Source organism: Flavobacterium riviphilum (genome assembly GCF_055231795.1).
In genome coordinates this window covers 92119-111826 of record NZ_JBUYSY010000002.1, presented here as the reverse complement: position 1 = coordinate 111826, position 19708 = coordinate 92119, and the positions used below count along the sequence as shown (strand labels likewise).

15 protein-coding genes are annotated in these 19708 nt (G+C 34.2%); 5 read left to right on the top strand and 10 right to left on the bottom strand.

Annotated elements, in window-relative coordinates:
* The first annotated feature begins 8 nt into the window (after window positions 1–8).
* Window positions 9–1046, top strand: a complete 1038-nt coding sequence (cydB, locus tag ACZIX2_RS03170; RefSeq protein ID WP_463338632.1) for a cytochrome d ubiquinol oxidase subunit II — start codon at window positions 9–11, stop codon at window positions 1044–1046.
* On the opposite strand, the gene ACZIX2_RS03165 is transcribed toward cydB, so the two are convergent.
* A complete protein-coding gene (locus ACZIX2_RS03165; protein WP_463338631.1) occupies window positions 1043–4189 on the bottom strand; it encodes a PAS domain S-box protein in 3147 nt (1048 codons plus the stop codon). The genes cydB and ACZIX2_RS03165 overlap by 4 nt on opposite strands.
* 411 nt (window positions 4190–4600) lie before the next feature.
* On the opposite strand from ACZIX2_RS03165, the gene ACZIX2_RS03160 reads away from it, so the two are divergent.
* The 4 genes from ACZIX2_RS03160 (at window position 4601) to ACZIX2_RS03145 (ending at window position 7841) form a co-directional block, all read left to right on the top strand.
* A complete protein-coding gene (locus ACZIX2_RS03160) occupies window positions 4601–5056 on the top strand; it encodes a MarR family winged helix-turn-helix transcriptional regulator (protein ID WP_463338630.1) in 456 nt (151 codons plus the stop codon).
* A gap of 14 nt (window positions 5057–5070) precedes the next feature.
* Window positions 5071–5703, top strand: a complete 633-nt coding sequence (locus ACZIX2_RS03155; RefSeq protein WP_463338629.1) for an NAD(P)H-dependent oxidoreductase — start codon at window positions 5071–5073, stop codon at window positions 5701–5703.
* Window positions 5704–5745: 42 nt separating this feature from the next.
* The gene (locus tag ACZIX2_RS03150; RefSeq protein WP_463338628.1) at window positions 5746–6309 is read left to right on the top strand and encodes a YceI family protein; all 564 of its coding nucleotides are present in this window, start codon (window positions 5746–5748) and stop codon (window positions 6307–6309) included.
* Between the two features lie 251 nt (window positions 6310–6560).
* Entirely contained in the window at window positions 6561–7841 is a 1281-nt protein-coding gene (locus ACZIX2_RS03145; RefSeq protein ID WP_463338627.1) for a hypothetical protein, read from the top strand.
* 69 nt (window positions 7842–7910) lie between these two features.
* On the opposite strand, the gene ACZIX2_RS03140 is transcribed toward ACZIX2_RS03145, so the two are convergent.
* The 9 genes from ACZIX2_RS03140 to ACZIX2_RS03100 all read right to left on the bottom strand — a co-directional run bounded on the left by ACZIX2_RS03140 (window position 7911) and on the right by ACZIX2_RS03100 (window position 19656).
* Window positions 7911–9839, bottom strand: a complete 1929-nt coding sequence (locus ACZIX2_RS03140; protein ID WP_463338626.1) for an amino acid permease — start codon at window positions 9837–9839, stop codon at window positions 7911–7913.
* 343 nt (window positions 9840–10182) lie between these two features.
* Entirely contained in the window at window positions 10183–11037 is an 855-nt protein-coding gene (locus tag ACZIX2_RS03135) for a hypothetical protein (RefSeq protein ID WP_463338625.1), read from the bottom strand.
* Window positions 11038–11086: 49 nt separating this feature from the next.
* Window positions 11087–12754, bottom strand: coding sequence for a flavin monoamine oxidase family protein (locus ACZIX2_RS03130; protein ID WP_463338624.1), 1668 nt, complete (start codon window positions 12752–12754; stop codon window positions 11087–11089).
* A gap of 92 nt (window positions 12755–12846) precedes the next feature.
* Window positions 12847–14199, bottom strand: a complete 1353-nt coding sequence (locus ACZIX2_RS03125) for an NAD-dependent succinate-semialdehyde dehydrogenase (protein WP_463338623.1) — start codon at window positions 14197–14199, stop codon at window positions 12847–12849.
* A 63-nt stretch (window positions 14200–14262) separates the two neighbouring features.
* Window positions 14263–15708 (bottom strand): aldehyde dehydrogenase family protein, encoded by a 1446-nt coding sequence (locus tag ACZIX2_RS03120; RefSeq protein ID WP_463338622.1) that lies wholly within the window; start codon window positions 15706–15708, stop codon window positions 14263–14265.
* 46 nt (window positions 15709–15754) lie between these two features.
* Window positions 15755–16789, bottom strand: coding sequence for an ABC transporter ATP-binding protein (locus tag ACZIX2_RS03115; RefSeq protein WP_463338621.1), 1035 nt, complete (start codon window positions 16787–16789; stop codon window positions 15755–15757).
* 58 nt (window positions 16790–16847) lie between these two features.
* Window positions 16848–17621: an ABC transporter permease gene (locus ACZIX2_RS03110; RefSeq protein WP_463338620.1), complete on the bottom strand. Its 774-nt coding sequence runs from the start codon at window positions 17619–17621 to the stop codon at window positions 16848–16850.
* Between the two features lie 2 nt (window positions 17622–17623).
* Window positions 17624–18469, bottom strand: coding sequence for an ABC transporter permease (locus tag ACZIX2_RS03105; protein WP_463338619.1), 846 nt, complete (start codon window positions 18467–18469; stop codon window positions 17624–17626).
* 92 nt (window positions 18470–18561) lie between these two features.
* Window positions 18562–19656 carry an ABC transporter substrate-binding protein gene (locus ACZIX2_RS03100; RefSeq protein ID WP_463338618.1) on the bottom strand — a complete coding sequence of 365 codons (1095 nt, stop codon included), beginning with the start codon at window positions 19654–19656 and terminating at the stop codon, window positions 18562–18564.
* Between the last annotated feature and the right edge of the window lie 52 nt (window positions 19657–19708).

The following is a 19708-nucleotide window of genomic DNA, read 5'->3' as shown; positions in this document are numbered from 1 at the left end:
ACAATTAAATGGAAACTATTTTTGGTATTGACTATCCTACACTTTGGTATTTAGTTATTGGGTTACTCTTTTCAGGATATGCCATCTTAGAAGGATTTGATTTTGGAGCTGGTGCCTGGCACTTATTTTTTAGGAAAGACATTAGTCGTAGGATCGCAATTAATGCTATTGGTCCTGTTTGGGATGCCAATCAAGTATGGTTAGTTATCGGAGGAGGAGCGTTATTTGCAGGTTTTCCGGTAATGTATGCCACTATGCTTTCGGCAATGTATGTTCCATTTATGATTTTTTTATTTTTTAATGTACTTCGTGCTGCAGGAATCAAATTTAGAAGCGCCGAAGAAATGCTTTGGTGGCGAAAAACCTGGGACATTATCTATAGTACATCATGTATCATGATTGCTTTTTTATTGGGCGTAGTTTTAGGAAACATCTTGCAAGGTTTTCCAATCGGACCCAATTACACTTATCAAGGAGGAATCTTTTTCTCGTTTTTAAATCCATATGCCATCATGGTAGGATTTACTACATTGTCACTTTTTATGACACAAGGAGCAATTTATTTGCTGCTCAAAACAGAAGGTACTTTGCATAAAAGATTGACATTTTTACTACGAAAAGGAATGATTTTCTTTATTGTTTGTTTTGGCATCACTTCTCTTTACACCTTGATATTTATCCCAGGTGTTACTGAAAATTTCCGAGCTAATCCGATTTATTTCACTGTTCCGGTTTTCTCCTTTTTGGCTGTGGCCAATGTACCACGATTAGTATCAAAAAAGTTGTACATGAAAGCCTTAGTATTTTCATCTATTACCATGTCGTTGTTGTTGATATTGGTAGCATTACATTTGTACCCTACCCTACTCATATCGACAATTAACCCAGAATATAGTATCACAATTTACAATGCGGCTTCTTCACAAAAATCATTAGGAATAATGCTGACCATAGTAGCTATTGGTGCCCCATTGCTAGCAGCTTATTTTTTCTTTTTGTACAAAACGTTCAATGGAAAAGTAAAATTAGATGATACCAGCTATTAATTAAAAGATTTTGCTTTTGAAGGCTCAATTAACCATTTAAGTATAATTTGTTCTAAATCATTCACTAAAATAGGTTTAGACAAGTAATCATTCATTCCGATAGCTAAACACTTTTCTTTATCACCATTCAAAATTCCAGCGGTCAAAGCAATAATTGGTACTGATTGATATTTATTTATTTTTCTAATCGCGGTAGCCGCCTCGTACCCATTGATAATAGGCATTTGAATATCCATAAATATCATACAGAAGGCATTTTTTTGTGCAAGTTGTATGGCTTCTTCTCCATTTTGTACTTCCATAACTAAAGCGTTAGGCAACAATCTCTTTACTAGAGTAACAGCTAGATAACGATTGACCAAATTATCGTCGGCAATTAAAATACTACAGTCAATAGTAGACAAAACAGGGTTGGATTTTTTCTTATCAGCCGAAGTATGCAATACTTTTTCTGAAGGTAAAGCTTTTTCTAATTCAATATCAAAAAAGAATGTACTTCCTACACCCGGTTTACTTTTTAACTTTAATTCACTATTCATTAATCCTAATAATTGATTTGAAATCGTTAAGCCTAAACCTGTACCTCCAAATTGTCTTGAAGTAGTGGCATCTTCTTGAACAAAAGATTGGAAAATTTTCATCTGATTTTCAGCTTTAATCCCAATTCCATTGTCTTTGACTGTAAATCGAATCAAGAAAAATTGACTTTCTCTACTTTGCAATACGTTAAGTTGGAGTTGAACAATACCTCTTGAGGTAAATTTAATAGCATTATTAATTAAATTAATCAAAACTTGCTTCAGACGAAGTGAATCGGCCCATACAAACTTTGGAACTGTATTATCAATGTTTACTTGTAATTCTATATTCTTTTGCTTCACTTGAAATTTAAACAAGTGAATACTCTGATGGACTAATTCGAACAAATCAACTTTCTCGATATTAAGTTCTAATTTTCTGGCTTCAATCTTGGAAAAATCAAGAATGTTATTGATAATATTTAACAACGTCGCAGCAGATGAGTTTATAATTGACAAGTATTCGGTTTGATTCTTATCAAGTGCTGTGGCGGACAACAAATCTGAAAAACCAATAATACCGTTTAATGGTGTCCGAATTTCATGACTCATATTGGCTAAAAATTCAGATTTTGCCTGATTTGCTTCTTCTGCTTTTTCTTTAGCCTTAGTTAACTCATATTCCAATAATTTTATTTCGGTTACATCTCTTATTGTCCCTACAAGAGAAAATGGATTACCTTTATCATCGAACTTCAAAGATCCTTTTCCGTGTACCCATCGTGTCTCGTTATCATTTTGGCGAATGATTTTATACATTTTATCAAAAGGTTCTCCTTTAGTCAAAACATCTTCTGAAACATAGTTATACATCATATCTCTATGATCTGGATGCACTATAGATAACCACAAACTTGAATTTAAAACATCCGTAGACTTGATACCAAAAATAGTATCCAAAAGTTTGGAACGGGACCAAAAATCTTTTTCTAAAATTATGCTATAAGTCCCAATATTGGCAATTTGTTGAGTTTCATTTAAAAATTTATCATTTTCAATCAACAATTCTTCGGCAGCTTTTCGTTCCGTGATATCTCTTGCAATGGTCAAAACATTTCCATCATAGAGTAGTTTTGAACTTAATTCAACATGGAGAAAAGTGTTGTTTTTAAGTATGATTTCCCTTTCGGAATTTACAGCAAGACCTTTTTTTAATTTTTCGAACTGAAAGGGTCTAAAAAGTAATTCGTCATCATCTACAAAATCGAAAATTGATTTGGATAACAATTCGCTTTCAGAATATCCTGTCAATAAGCTGGCATTTTCATTGACACTAATAATGCGACCTCCTACTGTAGAGATAACAATAGCATCAATCATTTGATTTACTAATACTCTATATCGCTCCTCACTTTCAATAATCTCTTTTTCTATTTTTTTTCTATCGGTAATATCTTTGACAAAACCTAAATAAGAATCTTTTGAAAGCTTTACTCCTTCAAGGGACCACCATCGGACACTTTTGTTCTTGTGAACAAATTTCATATCACACTTTACATTTCCATGATTTTTGATATTCTGAATGGTTTGATAAAATAATTCGGGAGTATCTGGATCTGAAAAATCATTTACCGACATAGACAATAATTCTGTTTTTGAAAAACCAGTAATCTTGGAAGCTGCAGGATTTACTTCTATAAAACGTCCCTTCTCATCAGTTACAAACACACCATCTGGAGCATTCTGTACATAATTCCTAAACTTGGCATTGCTTTTTTCTTCAAGCTGACGCAGTTCAATTTCTTTGTCTATTTTTTGTTTTCTTTTCTTTTGTAATTCCCTTTCTTTTTTTTGAGTAATATCTTGAGCTACTCCCTTTATGCCTTTTACTTGATTATTTTGATCGATAATAGGAATTGCTGTACCATAAATCCATTTTATTCGATGATCTGGCAAATAAATTCGATGTTCTATTTCAAAAGGGTGTCGGCTTTCTATAATTTGATCAATTTTAGTTTGTATCAATGCATGGTCTGCAAATGCTAGACGAAACAAATACTCTTGGTACAAGTTAGGAGTTGCTTTATCAATTTCAAAAATAACATATAGCTCATCAGACCAAACCATGGCTTGAGTATCTAAATGAAAAGTATAACTACCCGTTTTGGCAATTTTTTGCCCTTCTATGAGTAACTCTTGAGTGGACTCAAATTGTTCTTTTATTATTTGAAATTCATTTATGTCAAATGCAATTCCACAGAAAACATTTGCTGTTGCATCCCATGAAAAACGCCATTGATAGTAATGAAAACCACCTGTTTGCTTTAGCATCTTCAATACTATACTTTTAGTCTCTTTTTCGCTTTTAGCTTTACCCAAACACTCTTCAACTTTTGAATGTTGGAAATTGGAAATTAAATTAAAGAAGGAACTTTCAAAGAGTAAATGAAGATCATACCCTAAACTTTCGAATGTATTACTGATATAATTAAAAATTCCATTTGAAGATAAAACACAATACAAATCACCACTACTTTGTATAATAGTATTAAGACCGTTATGTAAAAGCAATCCAAGTGCTTGAACTGCATTTTCGGATTCATTTGTATTACTTTGGGTTTCCATACTACATATTTTTATTCTAGAATTGAATATGCAAGTGTTGAATAAAAATCTTATTTTTAAACAATTTTCATTTTGTTAAATTAACAAAATAATACGAATATATACATTTTTATCATAAAAAATAATAAGTTAACCATTTTAACATTCTGTATTACAACCCAAAAGCTCAATAGTATTCCATTCAAAACTCTACATTTTTCAATTATCTATTTCCAAATATTTTTTAATAGAAAGCATCTTAACCAAACTTGGCGTGAAAGATTAAAGTGTCACCTCAAAACAATAAGATAAAAGCTATGATTTAGACCATCATAGCTTTTTTTACACTATACAAATGTTAAAATTACAATATTTGTATATACATTAAAAATTTACACTACATTTGTACCTACAAATTTAGTTGTTACAAACATGAAAATAGAAACTGTATTAAAAAGCACTATCGATTATAGAGAAACTACCCGTGCCGTTTTGAATGTGATGTACACTCAAATTGTAATTACAGAACAGTTTAATGAAATTATTAAGCCCTATGAAATTTCGGGCGAACAATATAATGTCTTACGAATTCTTAAAGGACAAAAAGGTGCACCAGCCAATATGTGCGACATTCAAGAACGCATGTTAGCCAAAACCAGTAATACGACTCGATTAGTAGACAAACTTTTATTAAAAGGTTATGTGACTCGAAATGTTTGTCCAGAAAACCGAAGAAAAATAGAAGTTATGATCACTGAAAAAGGTATTAAAGTATTAGAGCAATTAGAACCATTAGTACAAGAACATGAAACAACTTTTGCCAACAATTTAACTTTCGAAGAATTAAAACAACTTAACTACTTATTAGAAAAATATAGAACTAAATAAATACAGACAAAAAAATGAATACGTTTTTAGACCATCAAAAGTGGAGATATGCAACCAAAAAGTTTGACGCCACAAAAAAAATCTCCAATGAAGATTTAGCTACTTTAAAAGAAGCCATCCGATTGAGTTCTTCGTCTTATGGATTACAATTGTACAAAGTATTTATTGTAGATAATCCTGAATTAAGAGCAAAATTGCAACCAGCAGCTTGGGGACAAACGCAAATTACAGAAGCATCGCATTTGTTTGTTTTTGCTAATCAAACTACAGTGGGCAACGAAGATATCGAAGGTTATTTGAAAAACGCTGAACAAACCCGTAATCTTCCAGAAGGTACACTTAATGGTTATGGTGATTTCATGAAAGGTTCACTTTCAAATTTAGCTGAAGATGCCAAACAAGTTTGGACTGCCAAGCAAACCTATTTAGCATTGGCAAACTTACTTAACGCAGCAGCCGAATTGAAAATTGACGCCACTCCTATGGAAGGTTTTGATCCTGCACAGTTCAATGCCATTTTAGGTTTAGACAAAATGAATTTAAATGCAGCTGTGATTGCCGCAGTAGGGTATCGTCACGAAGAAGACGAAACCCAACATTATATAAAAGTTAGAAAATCAAATGAAGATTTATTCGTAACCTTGTAAATTAATAACAACTCAAATAATAATTTAAAAACCAATTTAATTATGAAAAATTTAAAAACAATCGCTTTAGCTTTAGTAGCATTTGCTTCATTATCAGTAGCTGCACAAACCAAAAAAATTGATGTTGCTGCAAGTACTATCGAATGGGTAGGAAAAAAAGTAACAGGTCAACACAACGGTACTGTTAATTTCAAAGAAGGAGCTTTAGTATTTAAAGGAAAAGCCTTAAAAGGTGGTTCTTTTACAGTAGATATGAACTCTCTAACGGCTACTGACTTAAAAGGTGAATACCAAGGAAAATTAAATGGTCACTTGAAAAATGATGACTTTTTTGGAACTGCAAAATTTCCAACTGCTACTTTAGTTTTCAAAAATATTGGTGCCAAATCTAAAGATGTTTATACTGTAACTGCAGACTTAACTATCAAAGGAATTACTAAGCCTGTTACTTTTGATATCACTGTTAATGGCAACACAGCTACAACAGCGTTTAATATTGATCGTACTAAATACGATATCAAATACGGTTCAAAATCATTTTTTGAAAGCATTGGTGACAAAGCAATCTATGACGAATTTGAATTGAAAGTGAGTTTGAAATTCTAATTTTAGACAAAAATTTCGAATAGAGGCTGTTCAGCAATGGACAGCCTCTATTTTTTTTATACAAATAATAGCTGGCTACTTTTACCTCAACTCAAGGGTTTAACATAACGTAAACAAAATAAGCAATTTGGATCTATTCAGTACAATTTAATAATAAATCCTTAACTTTTTTTGCGTCTTGTTTTAATATTCCCCTCCTACTTTTGAAATGTTTAACCACTAAATTATTTTTTAGTAAAACAATTCAAAAAATGAAACTAAAAGCAATTCTTGTCATTTTAATTTTGAATACCTTTTCTTTAGCTGCTCAAGCACCAAAAGGAATATATGGCCCATCAAATTGGATGGACAATTGGACAAATTTCAAACCCGCTACCACTGATTATCAAGTGCCCAATCAAATCCTCTCGGGATATATTGACAAAGACACCCATTTAAGCAACACAAAAACGTATTTGCTAGAAGGTACTGTTTATGTCATCAACAATGCCACATTAAGTATTGATCCCGGTACGATTATCAGAGGAGATGAAGTAACCTGTGGCACACTTGTGATAACAAAAGGAGCCAAAATCATAGCCGAAGGCAACGAAAAAAACCCAATTGTATTTACTTCCAATAAAATACCAACAGTTAGAAAACCTGGTGATTGGGGCGGAATACTTTTACTAGGAGAGGCCCCTATCAACAAAGCAGGTATTAACGGACAAGCCTTACTAGATTTTAATTTAGATGCTTCCAAATGTTCTTATGGTGGATCCAATACCGAAAGTAATTCGGGAATCCTAAAATACGTCCGCATAGAGTACGCAGGCAGAAAACTGAATGCACTCAAAGAACTTAACGGTTTATCGCTAGCGGGAGTTGGAAAAAAAACAACATTAAGTTACATTCAAATTAGTTTTTCAAACGATGACTCTTTCGAGTGTTATGGAGGAGATTTAACAATGGATCATCTTATTTCCTACCGTACCACCGACGATGATTTTGATTTTACGCAAGGGGTACAAGCCCATATTAGCAACAGTATCGCTCTGCGTCATCCTTTTTCTTCTGATGCTGCTGGCTCTCGTTGTTTTGAAATGGATTCATACGACAAAATCGACAATTATGACACAACAAAAAAACTGTCTGTCATACAAGCTCAAAACATTACTTTGGTCAATCTTGAAGAAAACAATCAAGGTCTAGTAAGAGAAGCCATTTATATAAAAGAAAACACACAATTTAGCCTTAAAAACAGTGTTGTTTCGGGCTTTGAACCCTTTTTATTAATGTCAAACAAAATTGGCCTCTTACCAGAGAATCTTGCGAAAATCACCCTTCAAAACAATATCATCAACAATTGTATTGGGGGATTGAAAAGTGAAGATTCCAACTTTAATGACAAATTAAAATATTGGCCCGACCCCAATGTCATGGGATTAGAATTTACCAACATTCCGCTTTCAAACTTGTTCAATTCCACTCAGATAAAAATCAATCCTGATTTTAAATTGAAAGAAAAAATTAGCGTTGCCATTTCTAAATAAATTCTTTACAACTAAAAAACCCAAAAAAGGAAAAAATCTTTTTGGGGTTTAAAATTGTTATTCGTAGTACTAAACTTGTTGATTCAGTTTACTGTTTTTATAGCTAAAATTAAAGTAGATAACGAGACCTATCAACAACCAAACACTGAAATAAATCCAATTCCAAACGCTTAACTCTGCCATCATATACAAACAACAGATTAATCCTAACAAAGGTATCAAGGATAAATTTTGTTTGTAAGCCCAAACAGTCAAGCCAATCAAAGAAAACAAGAAAATCCACATTGGTATTTTGTGTTTGAATAAATCAAAGCCACTTTCGTATTTGATTGCATCCGATACAGGCATTTGAGAAATTATAGCTTCATATTGTGCCTCATCTTCATAATGCTTGCTTAAAAGCTCTTCTAAATCAATAGACGCTCCTTCGTCTTTTATACCTTCTTTTTCCAACAAATACGTTTTAACCTCCATGGCTTGTTTTTCGTTCAAAGAAGTAACAATTGCAGCTGGTTCATTAATTTGAGTAGTGTTGGTTAAAAAATCCATTGTTTTTTGCTTGTTAAAACCAAAAGCAATAAAAAGTCCTACAATCAACAACAAAGGCATAATGTATTTGGAATTGATATACGGAGTTTTAAACTTTCCTCTAGGAATATCGGGTTGATTTTGTAAAATCAATACTCCAGCACACACCAAAACAAAGGCAAAGAGTGTCCCAATACTACACAAATCTGTTACCATAGTCAAATTCAAGAACAAAGCAGGAACAGCTACTACGAAACCTGTCACTATGGTAGCAAAAGAAGGGGTTTTAAATTTAGGGTGTACTTTTGAGAACTTCTTAGGCAATAATCCGTCTCGACTCATACTCATCCAAATACGAGGTTGCCCCATTTGAAAAACCAATAATACACTTGCCATGGCCACTACTGCCGAAACAGCAATAATCCCTGACAACCATTTTAAATTTAATTTTTCAAATACAAAAGCCAATGGATCTCCAACATTGAGTTGATTGTAACTTACCATTCCAGTTAAAACCAAGGCAATGGCAATATATAATAAGGTACATAAAATAATGGCCCACATCATACCTTTTGGCAAATCGCGTTGCGGATCTTTGCATTCTTCGGCTGTAGTTGAAATGGCGTCAAAACCAATATAGGCAAAGAAAACAGCAGACACTCCTTTTAACACCCCTGTGATTCCGTTAGGCGCAAACGGAGACCAATTGGCCGTGTCTACATAAAAAATCCCTACAGCTATTACTAATAATACCACACAAACCTTTACAGCAACCATCAAATTACTGGCGTTTCGAGACTCTTTCATTCCGCGATAAACCAAAGCGGTTATCAACACAATAATTAATAATGCTGGTAAGTCGGCCACAAAATGAAAACCTCCAAGCGTTGGTGCAGTGGTCCAAGCGGTATAAGCTTCTTGTATAGTAACAGGAATATTGTCAAACGATTTCCCGCCTTGCATTAAAGCCGTTGCTTCTGTATAACCTTTAGAAGCGGTTAGATAATCCATTTGCACCCATTGAGGCAATGTAATCCCTCCACTTTCCAATAGACCTGTAAAATAATCACTCCAAGAAATAGCAACCGTGATATTCCCTACTGCATATTCCATAATCAATGCCCATCCAATAATCCAAGCAATAATTTCGCCAAAGGCAACATAAGAATAAGTATAAGCACTTCCAGAAACAGGTACCATTGAGGCAAACTCAGCATAAGCAAAAGCTGCAAAACTACAAGCAATAGCAGTAAACATAAACAAGAATATAACTGCTGGCCCTCCATCGGAACTTGCTTGTCCGATAGTACTAAAAATACCCGCCCCAACAATTGCAGCAATACCAAATGCGGTCAAATCTCTTGCGGTTAAGTGTTTTCCTAAAGCATCATGACCGTCTGAATTGTTTTTTTCTACTTGTTTTAAAATTTCCTGAACTGTTTTCTTTCTAAATAAACCTTTTAATGCCATTTTATGAATTTTATCGAAATGAGAAATTTGGTGTTTTTTTTGCAAATAAATGCAATAATTGCTGATTTTTGATTTTTAGACCTTTTTTAGTTAACTTAAAACTAATACATAAATAAAAAAATTTATTTTTTTTCAATTATACAAAAAACAAATTAATTCATTTTGTAATATTAAAAAGTCAAATATATTCATAAATATGAAATTTAAACAAATAAAATTAGTTAAATTAATTTTTGAATTTTACAATAACCATTTACTCCTAAATCAAGGATTTTATAAAGTAAAACTTTTATTACTGAAAATACCGAAAAAATCAAAAATCAAAAATCAGCCTTAGGTCATTTTAATTGGTCAATGTAAAAGTAGCACCTGCCACCAAAAGATGAGAACCAAAGGGTTCTAAATTTTCTTTTGCTCTTGCGGCATTGAAGGTATAATTCAACCAAATTGGCATAGTAAGATGTTCAGTCAATTTAATCTCTTTGGTTAGTTTACAACCCAAATTCACAAAAGAAGGCTTGTCATAATCTCCATAAGTATAGTATTGTGCTTTGTTGTTCAATACCGCTCCAACTACAGGAGCTACACCAAATCCTAGAGGCGCTTCAAAGCTGTAGCCTACTTCCATATAGGTAGTAAAATTTTGCTTACCTTTTGTATCATTATCATCTCTATATCGGTAATCATTTCCAGCTACTAATGTACTACTTGTAAACCAAAGAGGAAACTCATACTCCGAAAAGTCAAACATCAACATCATATCGACAGATTGAGAACCATTATTCCCGAAGTTGAAAAAATCATTCGACACCCCTTCTTGATGGTTTGTGGAAGGCCAATAATAATCTTGTAAAGACACTGTTAAAAAATCGGATAGAGTATAATTTAAAACAATATCCAATTCCTGATAGCCTTTGGTTGTACCATTGATATCGTAATATTCTTTTCTAAAATTATGTGTTGTCCAAAATCCAGCCGATAACTTTTCGGTTATATTATAATTCCCATAAAGTTGCGCTACTGGAAAATTGCCTCCCCAAGATTGACCACGCCAGATATATCTTGCCGCCAGATCTAAGTTCAAATCCCATGTACCTTTAATCGATTCATCAGAAGTAGCAGTTGAATCTGGAGCAACAGTCTGTGCGTAGGTTATGCTTGATAAAGCAATCATAGCAAATACAATAATTTTTTTCATTTTTTTGGTTTTTAAAGTTAATAGTTGGTTAGTTAGTTATTTAAATTAATTATTTTATCTTTTTATATATAGCCTCAGCAGCTAATCTGCCAGTCTCGACCGCTCCATTCATGTATCCTTGAAAATCTACACTACAATGCTCTCCTGCAAAATAAATATCCCCTATTGGCTCACTTATGTGAAGCATTGCCCCGTTCCATTGTCCAGGTTTAGGGCAAGTATAACTTGCCTGTACAAAAGGGTAGGAAGACCAACAAGCAAATACATGCTTGCCGTTGTATTTTTCTTTGGAGCCTGGAAAAACTATATTTAATTCTGTTAAATATTTATTTATTTCTTTTTGAGGCAAATCGGTTTTCCAAACATGGCTTTTTGGGGCATATGGATTATTAATGGCTACTCGTGATAAATGAATAGAGTCTTTCCCTCCAAAAAAACAACAATAAACGCCTTTGTTACTCGAAATACTTTTGACCGCACTAGAATCCCAACCATCATGAATATCTTTATGAAATAAATATCCATAAAATTTATTCTTACCATCTCTCCAAGGTCTATTTTCAAATCCTAAAAACAATTTATTGTTCTGACCATAACCCAACTCTTGAATTGCTTCTTTCTTGGCTTGACTCAAATTTGGTAAATCCATTTTGACTTTTCTTAACATAGTAAATGGCAATGCCAATACCACATAGTCTGCCTCAACAATCTCATTTTGATTAAAAGTTAGAAGGTACTTACGATCCTTTTGACCAATAGCAGTAAGCATAGCATTCATATGAATTGCGTCTTGCATTTTACTTGCTAAAGTCTCTATAAGTAAAGAATTTCCACCTTTTATTCTGTATTTCTCATCACTCTCGCCAAAGATCTTAAAACCTTCACTCGTATCGGTATCAATCATGTCTAATAAATTAATTGCGGACTGCTCGGATGTGTCTAAGCCAAATTCTGCAAGGTATGCCGCCGTCAAAATCTCTTTAAGCCAATTGGCGCAACTTAATGACGATATATATTGTTCTAAAGACATTTTATCAAGAAGTAAAGCTTCTTTTGTATCATAATCCTCTCCAAGGCTTTCTGCATCTTTGCTTAATTTTGATGCAATTTTTTTAAACTCTTTTATTATTTCCTCCTCCGAAAGATGTCGATTATCAAAAAAGAACGTTTCATGTTTTAACTTTGCCTCATGAGATTCTTGATACATATCGGTCAACTCTAAATCAAATTCTTTTACTAATGACAAAATATCAGCATGATTAGAGTCGATAAAATCTCCACCAAATTCTGGATGAATTCCCATTTGTAATGCATCACCTTTATGTGTAAGTATTCTTCCACCTAAACGATGACTCCCTTCATAAAGGATTGGATTTGCACCCATTTTTTTAAGTTGATATGCTGCATTTAACCCGGCTATTCCAGCACCAACAATTACTATTTTAGCTTCTTTTAAACGTGATTGATTTGTATCTGGAGTATTTTTATTTTGGGGAGTTTCTTCTTCTTTTTTACAAGCCAAAACTGTTGAACCGATTACTCCAGAAAGTAACCCAAATTTTGCTACATCAGAAACAAATTTTCTGCGACTGTAAGGGTCTGCCTTACCAAATTCCACAATTTTATCTATTTCAATTTCAGGATTCTCATTAGAAAACTGAGCTAATTTTATATTAAAAACAATCTTTTTTAAGATAGTTGATTTTGGTTTTCTCATAATTATTGAGTTTGAATGAATAAAATTGAGTCCTAATTTGTTTTAATTTGATATTCTAAAAAGCAAGTGAAATCGGGAAACTACCCTCCTATTTATTCGATGATGACAGATTTCATATTCATAAATTCTTTGATGCCGATTTCTGACAATTCCCTTCCATACCCAGATTTTTTTATCCCTCCAAAAGGAATTCTAGAATCGGAACGCACTAAAGAATTTACAAACACATTTCCAGCCTCAATTTTTCTAGCCAAGGTATAGGCTCTTTCCCTGTCTTCTGTCCAGATGGCTGCCGCTAAACCATAACGATGCTGATTTGCAATAGCAATGGCATCCCTTTCATCTTTGGCTCTAATTACAGTGGCTAAAGGACCGAAAGTTTCTTCCTGAAAAGCAATATTTTGAGCATCGACAAAGTCAATTAGAGTGGGTTGAAAATTACAAGCTTCACGTTCTCCACCTTGTACCATTTTTGCTCCTTGTTGAAGGGATTTCGCCAATTGGTCGCTTAACTTTTCAGCTAAATCTAAGCGTGCCAATGGTCCCATATGTATTCCATTTTGCAAGGGATTTCCTTGCTGCAAAGCGTTGACTTTTTGCGCAAACAAGTCCACAAACGCATCGGCCACTTTTTCTGTTACAATAAAACGCTTGGCACAAATGCAAGCTTGACCTGCATTCAACATTCTAGATTGTGTTGCAACCGTAGCAGCTTTATCAAGATTGGCATCATCAAGAACGATAAAAGCATCGGATCCGCCTAATTCTAAAACAGACTTTTTAATGTGTTTACCTGCCAATGCAGCCACAGATGACCCTGCCATTTCGCTTCCTGTTAACGTAATCCCCGAAACAATATCGGCAGCAATAACGGACTCTACTTGTGGCACATCGATACTAATTTGTTGAAAAACGCCAACTGGGAACCCCGCTTCTAAAAATGCATTTTCAATGGCTTTGGCACAACCAACCACATTAGGGGCGTGTTTTAACAAAGTAACATTACCTCCCATAATTGCGGGTGCTGCATAGCGTAACACTTGCCAAAAAGGATAATTCCATGGCATGATAGCAAATACTGCTCCCATAGGATCATAAACGGATTTACTTACAAAAGGAGTAGTATAAGAATGATCTGCCAACATGTTCTCGGCATTTTCGGCGTAGAAATCACAATTTGCAGCTGATTTTTCTACCTCGGCAATGCTTTCTGATAGAATTTTACCCATCTCATTAGTTATGAGTAATCCCAATGATTCTTTATGGTCACGAAGGATAGTCGCTAGTTTTTTCATTTTGTCAGCCCTTTCTTGAAAAGAAGTAACCTTCCAACTTTTAAAAGCTTTTTCGGCAACATTGAGTTTGTCGTTCAATTGCGCATTGGACAACACTTCATGTTCTGCAATAATTTCTCGCGTAAAAGGATTGATAGACTTGAATATCATAAGATTCTGTATAATTAATGTATGAGTAAAGTTGATTGTATTGACAGTAGCATTGTGCTTGATTTAGTACCAACCTACAGGGTCTGTATCTAAATTGATATTTACTTGTTTCACTTCGAGGTAATTTTCGATGCCATAAAGCCCTAATTCTCGTCCGGTTCCCGATTGTTTATAGCCTCCCCATGGCATTTCATTAAAAGTGGGATGGTAGAAATTTACCCATCCAATACCTGCTTTAACTTTTGGCATGAAGCGATGAACACGCGTTACATCTTGGGTAAACAAACCATATCCCAAACCATATTCGCTATCATTGGCGATGGCAATAGCTTCTTCTTCAGTAGAAAATTTCATGAGTGCTACTACTGGTCCAAAAATTTCTTCTCTTGCAATTCGCATACTTGGATCAACATCTACAAACACCGTTGGTTCAATAAAATACCCTTTTTCGTCATTGGTATTCCCTCCAAAAGCTAAAGTGGCTTCGGTTTTCCCCACTTCGATGTATGATTTAATTTTATTGAAATGAGATTGCGAAACAACAGGTCCCATTGTAGTAGCCACATCACTTCCATCACCCACAATGATTTTTTGTGCGCTTGCAATAAATTTTGCTACATAATCATCATAAATAGCTTCATGAATCAAAATGCGTGAACCTGCCGTACAGACTTGCCCACTATTAGCAAAAGCAGCAAACAATCCCCAATCTATGGCCAAATCCATTTTAGCATCATCAAAAATGATAACAGGGTTTTTTCCTCCCAATTCTAAGGTTACTTTTTTCAAGTTTTCAGCTGCAATTTTCGCAATATTTTTCCCTGTAGCAGTTCCTCCTGTAAATGCAATTTTATCAATTTTAGAATTACTAATTAAAGCGTTTCCTGCAATTGCACCATCGCCCGTAATAATGTTTATTACCCCTTTCGGAATATCTAAATCGGCAATTACTTGAGCTAAATATAGGGCTGTTATTGGAGTAATTTCTGAAGGTTTTAGGACGACAGTATTTCCTGCGGCAATCGCGGGAGCCAATTTCCAAGCACACATCAAGAAAGGAAAGTTCCAAGGAATGATTTGTGCACATACTCCAATTGCCTCACGGGTTACATAACTAAATGAATTGCCCGGTACACTCATTGTTTCTCCGTGAATCTTGGTGGCCAAGCCGGCATAAAACTCAAAACAAGAGGCTGCATCGTCTATATCAAACTCAGCTTCGCGAATAGGTTTTCCATTATTCTCCACTTCAAGTTTTACAAAAGTTTCAAAGTTTTCGCGAATTTTTGATGCGATGGCAAACAAAATTCTTTGTCGGTCTTGAGCAGTTTTGCTTTGCCATTCCTCACCATCAAAGGCCACTCTGGCGGCTTCTACCGCTTTATTTACATCAGCTACTGTAGCGTCGGGAACATGAGTAATAACTGCTTTGGTGGCTGGGTTTATAATCTCTCTAGTATTTTGAGAAAGAGAATCTACAAATTCTCCATTTATATACATTTTATACATAATAAGCGATTTTTTTTTTAAATTTTCAATAATTGTACTGGTTGGGTTACTCATAAAGTTGAATGAGCTGTTTTGAGAAATACACCGTCACCAATTGACCTATTTGTTTTGACAAAGCAATAGAAGCATCTTCTGTTTTAATTATTTCTTGACCAGAAGAGGTAAGCAGTTTGTATTTGCGGTGATTTCCAACAAAAATGATATCTTTAATTATAGCTTCAATAGCGATGTTGGATTTTTTCTCAAAAGAAACATTTTCCGGCCTAACAAATAGCACCCCTTTTTTCTTTTTAATGGAATGTTCAAACCCAAAAGTTACCCCATCAAACGAAAAGGAATCTTGATTTTCAATCGCTACAGAAAGCAAGTTGGCCTCACCGATAAACCCTGCTACAAACTTGGTTGAAGGCAAATTGTAAAGCGATTGACTATCTGATAATTGCTCAATCACGCCATGGTTCATCACAGCAATACGATCCGACATGGTAAGCGCTTCTTCTTGATCATGAGTCACATAAATAAACGTCTTCTTCAATTCGCTATGCAATGATTTGAGTTCAAACTGCATTTGCTTTCTTAGTTTAAGATCCAAAGCTCCTAGAGGCTCGTCTAAAAGTAAAATATCGGGATCTGGGGCAATTGCTCTAGCGATGGCAACTCTTTGTTGTTGACCTCCCGACATTTCAAAAGGTTTTCTTGTTTTAAAAGCTTGCATTTGAACCAATTCCAGCATTTGGTCGACCCGTTTTTCTATAGCTATTTTAGACATCTTTTTTTGACGTAACCCAAAGGCAATATTTTCATAAACATTTAAATGGGGAAATAATGCATAGTTTTGAAAAACCGTATTTACATTTCTTTTATAGGGTGGCAATTGGGTAATATCTTGCCCATTAAGTACTATTTGTCCCGTATTTGGGGTTTCAAAACCAGCTATCATTCGCAGAGTTGTCGTTTTTCCACATCCACTCGGCCCAAGTATGGTTAAAAACTCTCCTGCTTCAATCTGTAAATCCAATTGATTTACGATCAGAGCATCACCAAAATATTTATTTATACTTTTTAATTCTAACTTATTCATTTGCATTGTTATTTGTTGATCGATAGCAATGATGCGATACCTACATTAAAGATTTTGTTTAATTATCCTTATTGAATTTTAATGAAATAAAAATGGCTATCGATGATATCAAAAACACCAAACTTGCCACTGCATTTACCTCTGGTGTTATACCTCTTCTCATCATACCATAGATTTCAATAGGAAGTGTATTTTCTCTAGAAATTAAAAAGAACGTCACTGGAATTTCGTCCATAGAAAGCACTAATGAAAGTAATACCGCACCTATTATGGTCGTTTTGATATTAGGAAGAATCACTTTAAAAAAAGCTTCTATCGGGTTGGCTCCCAAATCAAAAGCGGCATATTCCAAATAAGGATCTAATTTTTTGAATCGAGCTAATAACTGAGTAATCATTATTGCAATTAAAAAAGTAGTATGTCCAATTAAAACCGCATTTAATGAAAGAGAAATTCCCAAAAGTGGAAAAAAACTCAACATGGCTACACCGGTTACAATTCCTGGTAAAGTAATTGGCAACAAAATAATTTTAAGCAAGAATTCTTTGCCCCAATAATTGTATTTATGCAAGGCATAAGCCGAGGGAACACCTATTATTAAAGCTAAAATTGTACTTACTATCGCAATCAAGAAGCTTATTTTTACCGCAGCAATCATAGATTCATTTTCGAATAATTTGGCATACCAATGCAAAGAATACTCTTGAATCGGAAACGCACTTACAGAGTCTTTATTAAACGAAAACCAAACAATTATAATAATTGGGAAATACAAAAACCATAGCACGGAGAAAGCTGAAAATGAAACTATAAAGGATTTAACTTTTTTCATGACTAGTGTGTTTGATGTTTTTTCTCATACCTCGATGAGAATTCGAGCAAAATAAAAACCAGAATTAACAATACTACTCCAACTGCTGACCCCAAAGGTTTATCATTGGAAGTTCCAAATAAATTCTGAACGATACTGGATATAAACAAGGTGTTGGGCCCTCCTAAAAGCGTGGCTGCCAAAAAGTCCCCTAAGGTTAAAACCAAGGCTAAAGTACCTCCAGAAATTACACCGGGTAAAACCAGTGGAAAAATCACTTTCCAAAAGGTTTTCCATGAATTGGCCCCTAAATCTTGACTTGCTTCTAGTAAGGATTTGGAGATGTGTTCAAATGCGGTATAAATAGGAATACACACAAATGGCAAAAAAATATATATCAAACATAAAATCACTGAAAAGTCGGAATACAAAACAAAACGTAACGGTTCATCTATGATTCCCATGTTGAGTAGCGATGTATTCAAAATTCCTTCTTGCCCTAAAATAATTTTCCATGCATAAGCACGAACGATATAGGACATCCAAAAAGGCAATACGATTAATGTGTAATAGAATGATTTATTATTTTTTACTTTAAATGCAATGAAATATGCTACAGGTAAACTTAATACAACACATGAAATTGCAACAAGGATAGCATACCAAAAAGTTCTAAAAAGAGTTTCGTAATACAGCGGATTAGTGAAAATCTTGAAATAAGAATCAAGATTAAAATCAACAATTACTTTTCCAAAATCATCTGTAGCTAATACACTCTGCGTTAGAATATAAAGATAAGGCAACACCAAGAATAACAATAACCATAGCAATAATGGAAATAGTAATAAATATTTATTATTATTTTTCATTCAAAAAATTAAGGATAAATGATTCAAGAAAGGTTAAAATCAAACAATGACCCACAATGGTACATCTCCCTTGCGGGCCATTTTCTATTTTCTTATTGATTTTTAACTTCGTTCCAAATTTCGTTGTAACGTTTTCTGTTTTTCACAGGTTGCCAGAAATTCAAAGTTTTAAACATTTGATCCATACTGGCTACATCCATTAATTTTTGAGTTTCCGGTTTCAATAAGGCATTAGATTCCGGATTAGCCACATAATATTGAGTAAACTCAGCGATTTGAGCCATCACACTTGGTTGCGAAACATATTCTAGCCACAATTGTGCTAATTGTTTGTTTTTGGCGTCTTTCACTATCATCAAACGGTCTATCCATCCTGTAGCCCCTTCTTTAGGAACAACCGATTTGATGTTCATCCCTTGTTTATTCAAATTGGCTGGAGTCATTGGCCAACCCACGGCTACAACAATTTCTTTGTTTTTAAAAAGGTTATCCAATTCACCGGCAGAGGTCCAGTTTTTACGAACTTGTGGTTTCATTTCGACCAATTTGGCTTTACAAGCTGCTAATTGTTCTTCCGTTAAATTATATAAAACAGAAGGATCTTTTTTATCATACCCCAACATTTGTGCGGCTAAATAAATTGAAGAAATATCATCATACAGCGCCACTTTTCCTTTATTTTCAGGGCTTAAGAAAACATTCCATGATGTTGGAGCTTCTTTTATAACATCGGCATCATAAACAAGATAATCAGGCCCCCAAGTAAAAGGCATACCATATACTTTTCCCTCTTTTTGAACATCTTTCATGTCTTTTAATACCGATGAAAGGGATTTCCACGCTGATAATTTTTCAGTATCAATAGGCTCCACTAATCCAGATTCAACGATATAGCCTGCCACATCTGAAGAAGGGGTAATAATATCGTAGCTCTCCCCTCCACCACTTTGTAATTTAGATACTAATTCGTCTGAAGAACCAAAATACGTGCCTTTTACCGTCACTCCATACTTTTCTTCAAAAGCCTTTGTAAAGGAAGCGTCTGCATAGCCTTCCCATGCTAAAATATTTAACGTAGAACCTTTTAAAGCATTCAAATCTAATTCATTGGACACCTCTTCTTTTTTCTTAGTACAACTAGACATCAAGCCTATCATTACTAAACATGATAATGCAATTTTTTTCATTTGGTTTAAATTGGTTTGGTTAATAAAAAATAATTAAAAAATTGGTTATTAA

What these genes read in the sequence shown, in the direction of transcription:
- ACZIX2_RS03130 (WP_463338624.1), bottom strand. Translation starts at nt 12,754, where the DNA reads ATGAGAAAACCAAAATCAACTATCTTAAAAAAGATTGTTTTTAATATA.
- ACZIX2_RS03125 (WP_463338623.1), bottom strand. Translation starts at nt 14,199, where the DNA reads ATGATATTCAAGTCTATCAATCCTTTTACGCGAGAAATTATTGCAGAA.
- cydB (WP_463338632.1), top strand. Translation starts at nt 9, where the DNA reads ATGGAAACTATTTTTGGTATTGACTATCCTACACTTTGGTATTTAGTT.
- ACZIX2_RS03145 (WP_463338627.1), top strand. Translation starts at nt 6,561, where the DNA reads ATGAAACTAAAAGCAATTCTTGTCATTTTAATTTTGAATACCTTTTCT.
- ACZIX2_RS03120 (WP_463338622.1), bottom strand. Translation starts at nt 15,708, where the DNA reads ATGTATAAAATGTATATAAATGGAGAATTTGTAGATTCTCTTTCTCAA.
- ACZIX2_RS03100 (WP_463338618.1), bottom strand. Translation starts at nt 19,656, where the DNA reads ATGAAAAAAATTGCATTATCATGTTTAGTAATGATAGGCTTGATGTCT.
- ACZIX2_RS03135 (WP_463338625.1), bottom strand. Translation starts at nt 11,037, where the DNA reads ATGAAAAAAATTATTGTATTTGCTATGATTGCTTTATCAAGCATAACC.
- ACZIX2_RS03105 (WP_463338619.1), bottom strand. Translation starts at nt 18,469, where the DNA reads ATGAAAAATAATAATAAATATTTATTACTATTTCCATTATTGCTATGG.
- ACZIX2_RS03150 (WP_463338628.1), top strand. Translation starts at nt 5,746, where the DNA reads ATGAAAAATTTAAAAACAATCGCTTTAGCTTTAGTAGCATTTGCTTCA.
- ACZIX2_RS03165 (WP_463338631.1), bottom strand. Translation starts at nt 4,189, where the DNA reads ATGGAAACCCAAAGTAATACAAATGAATCCGAAAATGCAGTTCAAGCA.
- ACZIX2_RS03155 (WP_463338629.1), top strand. Translation starts at nt 5,071, where the DNA reads ATGAATACGTTTTTAGACCATCAAAAGTGGAGATATGCAACCAAAAAG.
- ACZIX2_RS03110 (WP_463338620.1), bottom strand. Translation starts at nt 17,621, where the DNA reads ATGAAAAAAGTTAAATCCTTTATAGTTTCATTTTCAGCTTTCTCCGTG.
- ACZIX2_RS03160 (WP_463338630.1), top strand. Translation starts at nt 4,601, where the DNA reads ATGAAAATAGAAACTGTATTAAAAAGCACTATCGATTATAGAGAAACT.
- ACZIX2_RS03140 (WP_463338626.1), bottom strand. Translation starts at nt 9,839, where the DNA reads ATGGCATTAAAAGGTTTATTTAGAAAGAAAACAGTTCAGGAAATTTTA.
- ACZIX2_RS03115 (WP_463338621.1), bottom strand. Translation starts at nt 16,789, where the DNA reads ATGAATAAGTTAGAATTAAAAAGTATAAATAAATATTTTGGTGATGCT.